Here is a 13,875-nt window from a genome sequence, read left to right on the forward strand (position 1 = left end):
ATCTTTACTTATTTACTATTTGAGGTGTAGCCCTTTCGACCGGAAAAAGGGCTTCTAATAGGATAAGCCTGTGGGAGCGGGAGTATGACGGATCGGTATACAGATAAGGCCAGTAATGCGAAACTCGTTGGGCTGTAGGGATGTGCGCCGAGCCTAGTCACCGGTAAATAACGCTAGGGTATAAGTAAGCTAGGTGTGAGCAACCCAGGCAAAGCGAACTTTCTTGGTGTCGTCTTCCTGTTGGCACAACAGTTGGGTTAGGCGGGTACGCGCCACTCCTTCCTTTTAGTTCAAATGAAAACCCGTGTGCTGTTCTGGCTGCTGTGTCTGCTGCCGTTTACCGTTCCCGCCCAACAAGCCGATCAGGCTGACCTGGTGCTGGCGACGCAATCCACGCTTCCTTATCGCTATGTCAACGCCTCGTCCCTGACTGTACGGACGCAACCGAATGCCACAAGTCCAGCAATTGCCAAGCTAGGTGGTGCGAGCCGGGTGCAAGTGCGCGACGTGCGTTCCGACGGTTGGAGTGAGATACAAGCCCAGAATTATACCGGCTACGTCAAGTCTAGCTATTTAGTCGAGGACCAGCACGGGGTGACAACCGAAACGGTCGATTGGGATATGGTGCAAGCTTTTGGGGGAACTAACTACACGAATGTTACCCCGGTGGTGCCGGTCCCAACTGCCTACTCTACCTCTACGCCCGCCCCAGCACGAAAAGCAACCCCCAAGTAGTTGGCGACGAGCTTCGGCGTTTATACCTGCGGCCCTAGGCGTGCCCAAGAGTATTACCATTTAGTAGGGACGGCCGTGTGGCGTTGCGCTTGGCTACCATCTTGCTGAAGCAGGCCGACCTGGCTAGGTCTGATACAGTCTACTACAACGAGAAAGGAGGCGCTGACTCTCGTCAGCGCCTCCTTTCTCGTTGTAGTCTTCTTGTGATGGCTACTTCAGTAGGAGGCGTTGCGTGACCACCGTGCCATTAGTAGTCAGGCGGCCGATGTACAGGCCTTTGGCGAGGCTAGCGGCATCCATCGTGAAGCTATAGTCGCGGCCGGCCTGCACGGTGCCGTCGAATAGAGTGGCTATGCGTTGCCCTAGGCTGTTGAACACGTGCAACTGAGCCGCACCCGTAGCGGGGGCGCGGAAGCGAAGCGTGGCCTGCCCGGCAAACGGATTAGGAAATGCTTCGAGCAGCTGCTGATTGGCCTTGCTAGCATTGCGCGCAGCGAGCGGTAGGCCAGCTGCTAACTGAGAAATTTGCGCGGGCGTAAGGGCGAAGTTGAAAACCTTCAGCTCATCCAATGCGCCTTTATAAGGAGCGGGTTGGTTAGCGGTTGAGAGAAACTCTAGCTCCCCGATGTTGCCCACGATCAAGGCACTGGCTTCGCCGATACCTAGGGCTTTGGTAGTTGTTTCTTTCACAAATACGCCATTCAGATACAGCTGGAGCTTTTTGTTGGGCACGTCACGCAGGGCAGCTACGTGCACCCAGTCGCCGGTGAAGAAGGGGGCGCCGGTAGCTTGCAACTCGTCCTTGTTCTTGTCGTCGTCGATGGCGAAACGCAGCTGCTTGTTCTTGAACTCGATGTTGAAGCGCTTGCCAGTGGCGCCGGTGGTAGCATTGCGCGTGATAGAGCCTTTGCAAAGCAGGTAAGCGCTAGTATTGTTGTCCTGAGGCAGTTGGGCCGCGCTAGCTTTCATCCAAAAAGACAGGGAGAAAGACTGCTGGTCGAGATAGAGCTGATCTTGGTGAGGGATTCGCACCACGTACATATCCGGGCGGGCGGTGGCAAAGTCGAGGGCATTGAATACCTTGCCCGGAATGCGGATGCTAGCATCATCGTCGTCCAGACCTAGCACGCCGGTATTGTTGTAGCTCGATTGGTCTAGAATCTGGGTGCCTTCCACTTCGTCGAAGCCCCAGTGGCCAACTAGTTGAGGGGCAATGTACTGCGTAGTACGGAAGGACCAGAGCGTACCCTCCGCCGTCCCACGATCATTCACGGCATCTACGCGCCAGTAGTAGGTGGTATTTTCCGAAAGCCCGCTCACCTCGTAGGAAGGAGCGGCGGAGTAGGGCAGTTGGGCGCGGGTTGTTAGCGCGGCCGGGTCCGTACCAAACTTCACCACGTAGGTCACCGTGTTGGTAGCCCCGAGCCATTTCAGCGTCAGTTTGCCATCTGTCACCTCGGCATACTGGAAGTTGTCGGCGGGCGTGGGGGTGTTGGTCACCGTCGGAGCTGAGGGTGAGGGGGGCGTTTTGACCGAAACCGGCGCGCTGAAGGCCGAGGAACCGGTGGCGCCCACCGCTTTCAGGCGGTAGTAGTACGTCTGGTTGGGCACTAGGCCCGCTTGGTCGGTGTAGGTGGTGGCGTTGGCAGCCGGGTGACTGAGGTCGGTGAAGGCGATACCATCAGTGGAGCGTTCTAGCACGAAGTACTGCTCGTTGTCGGAGTTATCGGTCCAGTTCACCACTACTTTGCTGCTCGGTGCAGGTACTTCCACGGTGGTAGCCGTGAGCGTGATGCCGGTAGGATGCTTCACAAAGTCCGGGGCCGGCGTCTTGATAATGCTGTTGATATACACTTCAATGTTGAGGTACTGAGGACTAGTTCTGCTGTAGGCTACCGCGTCGGCGGGGTTGTTCTTGTTCAGCCCGTTGGCATCTTCCCACGCGTCGGGTAGGCCGTCGTTGTCGGTATCTTGGCGGGCGGGGGCGTTGAACACCACTCCTAAACCACCGTTGGCGAAGGGTAGGTCCGTTTCGTTGTACACGTACAAACCCTTGGTCCCCTTCGACTTTACCTCCTCAATCATGAGGTTATCAACTTGGTCGCGGCGTGGGTAGATGGTGCCTACGCTGTCGATGACGTGCTGGTAGGCCTGTGCGGCCGTTAGCTTAGGTAGGGCCGTGGGGTAGGCGAAAGGCTGCGTTTTGAAACCCGTAGGTGCAATGCCAGGATACCCTAGGGTATCGTAGGGCACCACAGTGCCGTCGAGGGCGCCGTTCTTGTTGTTATCGAAGTAGTTGCCCGCCCCAAACAGGTTGAACGTGCCAGTGCCCCGCGAGAAAGGGGTTTGCAGTGTGGGCGTCGTCAGCGGGCCACCCACAAAGTAATTATTGATGATGTTCACCTCTGATACGCCGGCCGAGCCGCCCATGATGTAGGCGTCGGCCGACCAGCCGTAGTTCATATTGTCGCCGAGGCGGTTGCCGTTGCCCCAGTCGTACACCACGTTGTTCACAAACTCGTTGACGCCCTTCACTTTGGGGTTGCGCGTCTTGTTGCTGATGTAAAGGTTGCCCACTAAGCTGACCTTGCCGCCGTCGGGCGTCTGAATCAAGCCGCCGGCGGAGTGGTTGGCGCGGTGCAAGCCCTGTCCGATAATGGAGTTTTGAACGGTGATGTTGTCGGGGGCCGTGCCGTTGCCATCCCAGTTAATGGAGAAGACTTCGTCCATGCCCCAGGTGAACGACATGTGGTCGAAAATCATGTTGGAGCCGTTGGCTAGGCCGCACGCGTCATTTCCTTGGTTGCCGGTGGCACCCAGCCGAATGCGGAAGAACCGGCAAATTGTGTTGCTCGCCCCCGTGAACGTCACGCGTTTGTTGAAGGTGACGATACCGTCGCCGGGCGCCGTTTGCCCCGCAATGGTAATGTTCGGGGCCACGCTCACGTTGGAAGCTAGGTTGATGATGCCACCCACGGCAAACACCACAAAGCGCCCCGGCTTGCTCACCGCATCGCGAAAGGAGCCTGGGCCACTGTCGTTGAGGTTGGTCACGACGCACACCGTAGGAGTCGCGACGCCCCGCGCGCCGGTGGCGAAGCGACCAAAGCCGCCCGCACCGGGGAAGGCTAGGGTTTGGGCCTGGGTAGCCACCTGGGTGCCGGCCAATAAGCCAAGGGCTAGCGTACCCCCCTTTAGGGCACGCGCACAGCGTAGAACGTTTGTTCTCATCTGCTAGAAAAGTTTGTTTTGGTGGGGTTTGAGAAGAGCGGAGGCTTGCCGAGGAGGCGAGCAGGGCGGAAATTGACCGAGCCGGTTGCGCCAGTCAGCAAGCAGTGTGTAGGGTAAAAGAGTCAGATCATCTCAGCAGAACTCTCCTGCACTGTGCTGAGCCTCAATGGAAATGCCAGGATGTTATAACTATTGTGCTAACTGCCGTTAGTGACCTAGCTTACTAGCTAGGTATTAACCTAAACAAACGCCCTACCTAGGTTCAACCTAGATAGGGCGTTTATGAACTTAGTAGCCGGGGCGTACACTAGCGGCAGAATGTTGCCGCCGCACTTGCGGAACCTAGGTACCGGTTTGCAGCTGCAAAACGGTGACCGAATACGGATCCAGCGTCCGGGTGAAGCGGGGCGCTACTCGCTTGATTTTGGAAGTGACCGGCATAATCTTTTTCGGCTCCGTGATGGAGTTCGTGTCTTCTGGCTTAGTGCCTTTGAGCACCACTAGCGTTGCCGAAGGCGCTACCTTGGCGGTGCCCGTTAGGTTGATGTCAATGGGTTGCTTCTGGCCCGTGGTGTTCACTAGTTTCAGGTAAACCGCGCCGGTTTTAGCGTCCTTCGTGGCGGCGTAGAATAAGGAGGGCACGGGCTTCGGCGTGGTGCCCTCGGTGCTATCGCGCTTGGTGCGGGGCCGCTCACGCATCGGAATGTTGGCTCCCGTCGTAGGCACGGTTTCGGTACCTAGGTACTCGCTGAACAGCTTCTGGACGTAGTAAGAGGGCGAGCCGTAGCTGGTCAGGGCATCGTAGCCAATCAAGTCCGAATCCCACTGCCAGGCCTTTTTGGCGGTGGCAGTGGCCGTATTAACGTTCACAAACAAAGGAGCGTAGCACGACATAATAATGAGGTCGGCGTTGCGCTCCATGCCGGTCATCCAGGCGGCGTCGCCCAGCGCGGCGTTGAGGTTGGTGGTCGGAATGCCCTCGCGTGTGGCCCACTCGCCTACGAAGATTTTGGGGCCGCTGCGGTCATAGCTGTCGTACTGCGACGCGTTTTGCCACATGTCCCAGGAGTTGCGGTAGTAGTGCTCGTCCAAGATTTCCGGCTTTTTGCCGCTCGTTACCTTCATGTTTGGGAACTGCGCGTCGGCGATGGTCGAAATGCAATGCAGCTGTGGGTATTTGGCCTCAATAGCCGTCCGGAACTGGTTGAAGCGGCCGTCGTAGCTGTTGCTGCGGTCAAACCAGTCTTCGTTGCCAATCTCGATGTACGTGAGCTTGAAGGGCGCCGGGTGACCGTCGGCGGCGCGCTTGGCACCCCAGTAGGTAGAGACGTCGCCCATCACGTACTCGATTTCGTTCAGGGCATCTTCCACGTGGGGCTTCAGCAGCGGCCCGGCATCGATATGGTCTCCATTCAAGGAATAGCCAGCGTACACGCCCAGCAACGGCTCAGCTTTGATGTCTTCGCACCAAGTCAGAAACTCCAGCAGCCCCATGCCATCGGAGGCGCGGTAGCCCCAGGAACCTCGGTGGCCCGGCCGGCTTTCCAATGGGCCTAGGGTCGTTTTCCAGGGAAAGGCGTCGGTAATTAGAGGGCCTTCCAGGTAGTTGCCACCCGGAAACCGCAAAAACTTTGGCTTCATGTCCACCATCATCTGCATCAGGTCCGACCGGTTGCCGTTGGGTCGGTTATTATACGTGGGCGGAAACAGCGAAACGAGGTTGAAATAATAGAGTCCTGGGCGGTTGGTGGAAATAACGAACCGAGCGTCTTTCGTGGGTTTCACGTTGGCGCCGGTGGTGAGGGCTAGGTTATACTTTTTCCAATAGAGGCTTTTCTCCAGGTTGACAGTGCCGGTGGCGTACACGGTTTTGCCGTCGTTGCTCTCGATCCTTACTTGGATAGGGCCGGCGGTTTGGTCTTCAATCACGGGCTCGGTGGGCGTCGTAGGCTGGCCAGGACGTTGCCGGGGTGGGGGGACGCTGCCGGAGCCTTTCAAGTAGAAAGAAGCTTGGTAGGTAGTAGCGGGCTTCACAGGAATACCCCAATACCCTTCGTTGGCGACGCCAACGCGGCCGTCGGCTTTCTCCACGGTCAGGCGCAGGCAAGTGGTCAACGCCTCGTTGATGGCGTGGCGGCGTTCGGGGTAAGGCACGTTGTCTAGGGTAGCGGCCATTAGCTTGATGGCGCCTTTCGAGCCTGCGCCTTCCTGCACGAGACTCCAGCCATCGGGCGCGGCGGGGTTATCCTTAAAAGTGCGGTTGCTGATAAGCTCGGCGTATAACCCCCCGTCGTAGGAGTGGTTGATTTCCTCGGTCATTAAGCCGTAAAGCAGAGGGCTTACCGCAACTCCTGGCTTCGTAAGGTCTAGGGTTAGGGTGGGTTTTTGACCTTGGGCAGGGGAGAAGGCTAGGCTTAGCAACGCCAGCACACTAGCTCCTGCCTTGGCAAATGTTGTTTTGGTAGTGGGTTTTTTCATGAACAGATAGTAGATAAGAGCGACAAACGCCAAAAAGATGCGCATTTCTTTTGGTAGTTGCCTCAATTATTATCCTGTTCCTCGCCTCCTAAGTAAGAGGCAGCTGCGTGCCAGAAACAGATGGCGTTTTCTGTACCGTGAGTAGCACAGGGCCACGACCCTCAGCACGGCGCTAGCACTCACCGTGGCAATACTAAAAAGCCGTCCTCTCAACCAATAGAAGAGAAGACGGCCTTGTGAAAACCTAGCTCAGCCAGTTTGCAGATCAATGCCAAGCTCAGCTACCTGCCACAGGTTGAGTGAAGCAATGCATATCAACTTAAGAAGTGGTGGTGCATGACTAATCAGTCTCAGCGCAGCACTACATTAGCAAAACGGTCGCTCCGTCGGGCTTGCTAGCTATTTGTCTCTATTGGTTTTATTGTCAGTAAGTTGGCTCGTGGTAGTTTTGGATTCCGCTTTGCTGGTTGTGGGCCAGGAGAGACCTAGCAAGCTGGCTGCGCGTGGCGCTACGTCTTGCAGACGCATCTGCGGAATAACTTTCCCGGCCTCGAAGCCTGGGCCGAAACCAATGAAGCCGGTCTTAATTTGGTCGTTGTCGGGGAAGAAGCCGTGGGTGCCGCCTTTACCGGGCCGCACTAGGTTGCCTTCCCGCGCTGCACTCATCGACACGCCCAGGGCCGGGGCGAGGGCCAGTACTGCGTTCGGGTCGGCGCCGATTTGGTCGAGCTCGGCGCGCTCTACCACCCGGAATAGCTTCTGCTGGTCGGCGGGTAGCTTGGCGAGCAGGGCGCGCACTTGCGCGGTGGTTTTCTTGTCCTTTTTGTCTTTTAGCATCAAGAAAGCCGCGGCGCCCGAGGTGTGAAACTGCGCCTTCCAGTTGCCTTTTTCGGCGTTGTACAAACCGTTTTGGGCGAGCACCACGTTCGGAGCTAGGGTGGTGTTGATGTCTACGAAACCATGGTCGCCGGTGACGATGACGGCCGTTTCTTTGTCAATGCCGGCCTTCGCCAGTGCTTCTAACACGTTACCTACGGCCCAATCGGCGGTGGCGAGGGCCCGGCGCACGTGCTCCCCGTCGCGGCCATCCTGGTGCTCAGCGTGGTCGACGCCGAATACGTGCCAGGTCAGCAGGGCCGGCTTGTAGGTTTCGAGCAGGTAGGCGGCAATACGGCTGTCGTTTTCGTCTTCGCTCACGTAGTCGCTGCTCATGTCGCGGGCGGTGAGCTTGCCCGTAGCGTTCAGCTCAATTTCCTCGAACAAGCCCTTGGGCGTCGTCTGCTGACGAATCGGCGTGAGGCGGTCCACGTTCTTATCAAGCGACCAAAACTCCGGCACGTTGTAGTCAATGGGGGCGCCTACCGACACGGGCCACTGCACCGACGCCGACTTCAGCCCCGCCTGGTGCACGGCGTCCCACAAGGTGGGCGTTTTGATCAGGCTTTCCTCCCAGTACCAGCGCCCCGTAGCGCCGTCGGGCTCGAAAGGGGAGTTGTAGTAAATACCGTGCTGGGCCGGCGCGACGCCCGTAATCAGCGTCGTGTGCGACGGATACGTCACGCTCGGAAACACTCCGCGCACGCCGTTAGCCGAAGTGCCCTGCGCAGCCATGCGCTGCAAGTTGGGCGTGGGCCACTTGGCTTCGCGGTAGAAATCAGGGCGGAAGCCATCAATGCTGATGAGTACGACGTGTTTGGCCGCCTGGCCGAAGGAGGAAAGCGTGAGGCTCAGACCTAGGCCTAGGGTAGTAAGGAAAGATTTCATGGTTGTGGAGAAGCTAGGGTTAGAAACTCAGTAGAGCGTCATGCTGAGCTTGTCGAAGCATCTCTACCGCTTCGTTGTGCTAGGTAGTATGTTTACCACTGCGGTAGAAATGCTTCGACAAGCTCAGCATGACGCTCTAGAAAGCGGATTTAGAACGAATAGCGGGCGCCGAGCTGAATCTGGTAGGGCGTGCCGTTCTGGTTGGTAGTGCCCACGTTCTCGTTCACGCGGTAGGTGTAGCGGCGCGTGTTTTGGTTGAAACCCGAGACGGACATCAGGTTCTGCTGACCTAGGTTGTAGTTCACGCCCCAGTCCTTATTGAGCAGGTTGGCAAAGTTGAACACGTCGACGCTGAAGGTGAGGGCCTGCGTTTTGAACGTCTTAAAGGTTTTTTGGAGGCGCACGTCGAAGGTGCCGGAGAAGGGGTTCACGCCGCCGTTGCGGTCGGCGATGGAGCCTAGGCTGCGACGGATATAGTCCTTGGCGCGGTTGTCGGGGTTGTCGAGCACCTTCTGCATGGACGCCGCCACGGCCGGGTCAGTTTCGGGGCTGTTCGGGTCGAACACGAAAGCTAGGTCGTTGTCGGTGCCGGGGCCGCCCACGAAATCACCGTTGATATCGGCATCCACCGTGAGCGAGTAGCGCGTGCCACCGATGCCGGTAAAGCGGCCGCTCAGGGCGAAGCCTTTCACCGTGGGCGTGGTGCCGAAGAACACCACTTTGTGGCGGAACTGGTTGTCCGAATAGTTGATTTCGCTCAGGCTGCGCGGGTCCGACTTGATGGGGCGGAACGTAGAGGTGTTGGCCACGTTGCCGTTGTAGGACGTGTTGTCGCGGGTCGAGTTCCAGGTGTAGCTCGCGTTGAAGAAACCGTCGCGGAAGTAGCGCGCTTCGGCATCGACCACCACGGCCGCCTGGTACGATTTAGCCCCGTTGGTGAACTCCAGCGTGCGGCCCACGGCCTGCGTCTTGCGACCTAGCACGTTGTTGGTGATACCCGCCGTAGTAATGGTGTTGGCCGGCACAAACACGCCCCGGCCTGCTTCGTTGCTGAGCGTGAAGTACGGCTGATCGACCAAGTTGCGGTCGAGGTACACGTAGTTGTCCTTGGTGTAGGAAACCAGGAAGTTCGCGCCCACCCGCAGCCAGCTGCTCACCATCTGGTTCAAGCTAAGGTTGGCTTTGTAGATGTTCGGAACCTGCAGGTCTTTGTTGTTCAGGTTGATGGTCGACACATAGGGTACGCCCGGAATCAGGCCGGGCGCTGTGTTCGGGTCGGCGCGGTAGGCGGGGAAGTCGGGACGGGGCACCGGGTTCGTGCCCGTCGAGGGCCGCGTCACGTCGATGGAAGCCACCTTGGTGCCGCTGTTCTGGATGTTGTTCACCTGGGCGTAGTTCACGGGGTTAGCCGAGAAGATGCCGCCACCGAGGCGAATAATGCTCTTGCGCTCCCCCTTCACGTCCCAGGTCAATTGTACGCGGGGCTGGATGTTGTTCCAGTCGGTGGGGTTGTTATCAGTGCGCAGACCTAGGGCCTCTTGCACCACGGGGTTGTAAGCGCCAGCCGTCAGGTAACTGGTCATGTCCCAGCGCAACCCTAGGATAGCCTCCACGTGCGGCAGCGGGTTGTACTGCATCTGCCCAAACAACGAGGTGTTCAGCACCCATTGTTGTACCGACGGAATGCCTTGCAGCGGCACTTCCCGGGCGTAGCGCGAGGGGTTCAGGTTGTCGAACTCCTGCAAGCTGTTGAACACGAAGCGCCCATTCTGCTCGCTCGAAATGTAGGTGTCGAGGTAGGTAAGCGTATTGTCAGTACCGAAGGTGAAGTTGTAGCGGCCCTTGGTCAGGTAGGTGGTGTTTACCAGCTGAATCTGGTTTTCCAGGTTGTTTTCGGGCGTAAAACGCTGCCCGCCGAGCTGCACCGACGTGCTGCCCTGGCGGCCGTTGGGCAGGCGGGAGCGCACCGTCACGATGGCGCGCGGAATGTTGGCCGCGGGCAGTTCATCGTTGGGCGTGTAGTCGCGCTTCACGGTTTGGTACTGCACCTTCAGCTCGTTCAAGAGGTTAGGCGTGAACTGGGTGCGCAGCGAGGCCAAAGTGCTGTTCTCCCGCGACTTAAAATTGCCGTACACCTCGTAGAGGTTGATAGCCGAATTGTCGTCGGTGCTGTTGGGGTTGTCCCAGTCGCTGTAGTTGTTGCGTAGCGTTAGGCGGTTCTTCTCGTTGATCTGCCAATCGAGGCGGGCGAAGAAGGTGTTGGCGAGCGTCTTACGGCCAAATTCGCCGGTTTGCTTGGCATTGCTCACGCCGTATTTGTTGCGGGCAATGGTTACCACCGTATCCAAAGCGCCTTTGCTGATGCCGAGGGCATTCGCATCGGCGTCCGATTTAATGTCGGCAATAAAGAACGGTGCCGACTGATCCTGCCGGTCGAGGGCGGTGAAGAAGTGGAGCTTGTCCTTGATGATCGGTCCGCCGAGGCTGAAGCCGTACTGGTTGGTGGTGAAATTCTGGGTGCGGCGGTTCCCCCGAATGTCGTAGGGACTCGCCAGGAAGTCGGCGCGGTAGTAATCGAACACGGAGCCCGTGAAGGTATTGGTGCCCGACTTCGTCACGGCGCTGATGGTGCCGCCGCCCTGCCGGCCCTGGGTCACGTCGTACACGTTGGTGGCCACCTCAAACTCACGAATGGCTTCCAAGGAAAGCGAGTATGGTCCGTTGCCTACGGCGCCGGAAGTCAGGTTGTTACGGGCGCTTACGCCGTCGATGAGGTAGTTGGTGGAGGAGGCGAGCTGCCCGCTCACGCTGCCCCCGTTGGAGGTGGGCGCCAGCGAAGCTAGGTTGGTGAAGCTGCGGTTCAGGGTCGGAATCTGCCGGATGGTTTGGTCGGTGATGGCCGTGCTGCTGCCCAGGCGGTCGACGCGGCTGTTCAGGGCGTTGCCGCGCACCACCACTTCGTTCAGCCCCACGGTCGAGGGCTGCATCTTAAAGTCGACGGCCAGCTTATCACCTAGGTTCAGAGCTAGCTCGTTCTTGACCTGCGTGGTCGAGCCGATGTAGCTGGCCCGCACCGTATACGGCTTGCCCAAAGGCAGCTGCCGCAAGAAATACTGTCCGTCGTTGTTGGTAATGGTGCTCGTCTGGAAACCGGTGGCTTCGTTGCGCACCACAATGGTAACACCCGGCAGCATAATGCCTTTTTCGTCGACTACGCGCCCCGCGATAGAGGCATCGGTCGACTGACCAAAACCGAGGTGCGGGCTGAGCGCGATGCAACAAATAGGAAAGAGAATAGAGCTTTTGCGCATTGGTATAGAAAAGGGGTGAATTTGGATGCGCAAAGGTTCCTTCGGGGTGTAAAGGCAGTATTAAGGCTGTGCGATGTTGCTGTTATGATTTGGGCCAAACCAGGGCTGAAACGAACATTTGGCGTAATCTGGCCGTTTAAAGCGCCCCTGTATGGCTGGCTCCGAATGCCTCTTGAAGACTGTCGACGCTCTCAATAGCGAAGACCTAGCATGAGGTAAAAGCAGAAGCAAAAACCGTCGGAGAGGGGCTAGGCTCGCGCATATTGCCCGGCGTGGATAAGCCCGGCGAAGACAGCAAGAATCTGTAAGAAGAGAGCAAGCATTGATGAGCCCGTCGCGGTCCGTTGCCAGACCTTTGCCTGCACTTCAACTCAACGGATGGGTTGAGTTTTCACGCACAGCATTCTCAGCAGCAAGCGCATGCAACAGACAATAGTAGTCGCGGGCGGTACCGGCAACCTAGGTGGCCGCCTGATCAAGAATTTATTGGCGCAGGGCGCCGCCGTCCGCGCACTGGTCCGCGCCGAGGCCGAGCCGGCGAAAGTAACCCAGCTCACCGAGCAAGGCGCGCAGCTTATCACCGTCGACATGACCGATGTGGCCCAGCTCACGCGGGCGTGCCAAGGGGCCGCTTGCGTGGTATCGGTGCTGCAAGGTCTCCGCGACGTGATTGTCGATACGCAAACTGCGTTGTTAACGGCGGCCGTGGCGGCAGGCGTGCCGCGCTTCATTCCTTCCGACTTTTCGAGCGACTTCACTAAGCTGCCAGCCGGCGACAACCGCAACTTCGATTTGCGCCGCGAGTTTCGGGCGCGACTGGATCAAGCGCCTATTGCTAGCACGTCGGTGCTCAACGGGGCCTTTGCCGACTTGCTGCAATACGGCGTGACGCTGCTCGACTTCAAACAAAAGTGCGTGAGCTATTGGGGGGATGCCGATTGGCGCATCGACTTCACCACCATGGACGATACTGCCGCCTTTACGGCCGCGGCCGCCTTGGATGCGCATACGCCTCGGTTCTTGCGGATTGCTAGCTTTCAAATCAGTCCAGCTGAACTAGCCGCCGTGGCCACTGCGGGGCGCAAAACGCCGTTTGAGCTGGTTCGCCTAGGCAGCCGCGACGAGCTAGGTTTGCGCATCCAGCAGGCCCGCGCGGCTCACCCCGAGGGCGAGCAGGAGCTTTACCCAGTTTGGCAGCAGATGCAGTACATGCTGAGCATGATGAGCGTGCAAAACGAGCCGCTTGACAATGGTCGCTACCCGCAGCTTGCCTGGAAGAGCGCCCACGACTTGCTGTCGTAGCCCTAGTGCACCCTATTCCACATAAAAAAGACCCTCACGTGAGGGCCTTTTTTATGGCTAGCAGAGTAGAGGCAAATACGCTACACCAGTGGCTGCCGACGATGCAGAAAGCGTTGCTTTAGCCATAAAAACGGTACACCCAACCCTACGATAAAGCCCCAGTCAGCCCCGAACCGCTCTAGGCCCTCCGTGGCTAGGTCGGGACGCCCCACGACTAAGCCCGCGCCGATAAGTGCCGCCGCTGGAATGAAGGCCATAGCAATCAGCGGACCGGCTTGGAAGCTCCTTCGAAAGGCCGCCAGCATTACCACGCCCGATAACGCCCCAGCTGCCGCCACCAGCAGCTCCGGTAGTTTTGGGTGAAGCAAGTGTTGTACTTCGCTATTGGTAGTTAGTGTGGTAACATCAGTTTCGCCTGTTGCTACCAGCGTAGCCATGGTAGCGGCCGCCGCCGCAATAAGAACGGCATACCCCACAAAAGCTGATTTGAGACCATGCCAAATCAGCTTCCAATGGCGCAGCACCAAACCTAGGGGTACTTTCGTCATGGGGTCGAAGCCGGGCGCGATGATGGCCGACGCCACAAACGCTACCGCCTGTGGCACCGGTTCCGACACCAAGCCAATGGCAGCAATAATGCCGCCCAGGCCCATCAGCAGTAAATAATTGGTAGTAATACGGCCCTGATGGCGGAGGCCACTTTCCATTTCTTCCCAAATGGCTTCGTCGCGGTCGTCGTCGACGGCGTGGTGGTCGGCGGGCGAAATGAAGCTGGATGCTTCACTGGTCACCACACTCAGCTCCTCCGGTTTTGACACGGCCGCCCGCGCCCGGCGCAGCACCTCATCGGCGCCACGGTTGAGCACGTGCACAAGTAGAATGTCGCCGACGGGCTTAAGCGAAGCACCGCGCTGCAAACTTAGGCCAATGACTTCATCCAGCGAAGCTAGCTCTTGTTGGAGCGCGTCGGTGGCCGTCGGCGGAATGGAAAGTTCAAGGGTGCGGTGCATCAGAAAGCATAATAGGTAAGCAGGTGTTGTGAACGTTGGCGCTA

General features: G+C 58.2%; 7 protein-coding genes. 2 read left to right on the plus strand and 5 right to left on the minus strand.

Translation table 11 applies throughout. From position 1 onward, the window contains the following. The first annotated feature begins 294 nt into the window (after positions 1-294). Entirely contained in the window at positions 295-735 is a 441-nt protein-coding gene (locus BXP70_RS07775; RefSeq protein ID WP_086593464.1) for an SH3 domain-containing protein, read from the plus strand. Positions 736-945: 210 nt separating this feature from the next. Here BXP70_RS07775 and BXP70_RS07780 read toward each other — a convergent pair whose 3' ends face one another. The 4 genes from BXP70_RS07780 to BXP70_RS07795 all read right to left on the minus strand — a co-directional run bounded on the left by BXP70_RS07780 (position 946) and on the right by BXP70_RS07795 (position 11,519). Next, a complete protein-coding gene (locus BXP70_RS07780) occupies positions 946-3,966 on the minus strand; it encodes a LamG-like jellyroll fold domain-containing protein (protein ID WP_143436415.1) in 3,021 nt (1,006 codons plus the stop codon). 342 nt (positions 3,967-4,308) lie between these two features. Then, positions 4,309-6,444: an alpha-L-arabinofuranosidase C-terminal domain-containing protein gene (locus BXP70_RS07785; RefSeq protein WP_086593784.1), complete on the minus strand. Its 2,136-nt coding sequence runs from the start codon at positions 6,442-6,444 to the stop codon at positions 4,309-4,311. 399 nt (positions 6,445-6,843) lie between these two features. Next, on the minus strand, positions 6,844-8,208 hold the full coding sequence (locus tag BXP70_RS07790) for an alkaline phosphatase family protein (protein WP_086593466.1): 1,365 nt from the start codon (positions 8,206-8,208) through the stop codon (positions 6,844-6,846). Positions 8,209-8,357: 149 nt separating this feature from the next. Further along, entirely contained in the window at positions 8,358-11,519 is a 3,162-nt protein-coding gene (locus BXP70_RS07795; protein WP_086593467.1) for a TonB-dependent receptor, read from the minus strand. A 420-nt stretch (positions 11,520-11,939) separates the two neighbouring features. Here BXP70_RS07795 and BXP70_RS07800 point away from each other — a divergent pair, with 420 nt between their 5' ends. Then, positions 11,940-12,821, plus strand: coding sequence for an NmrA family NAD(P)-binding protein (locus tag BXP70_RS07800; RefSeq protein ID WP_086593468.1), 882 nt, complete (start codon positions 11,940-11,942; stop codon positions 12,819-12,821). 80 nt (positions 12,822-12,901) lie between these two features. On the opposite strand, the gene BXP70_RS07805 is transcribed toward BXP70_RS07800, so the two are convergent. Beyond that, positions 12,902-13,831, minus strand: a complete 930-nt coding sequence (locus tag BXP70_RS07805) for a DUF389 domain-containing protein (protein ID WP_086593469.1) — start codon at positions 13,829-13,831, stop codon at positions 12,902-12,904. Positions 13,832-13,875 lie beyond the last annotated feature (44 nt).

The sequence above is a fragment of the Hymenobacter crusticola genome (assembly GCF_002154225.1).
In the GTDB taxonomy this organism is placed as follows: Bacteria; Bacteroidota; Bacteroidia; order Cytophagales; family Hymenobacteraceae; genus Hymenobacter; species Hymenobacter crusticola.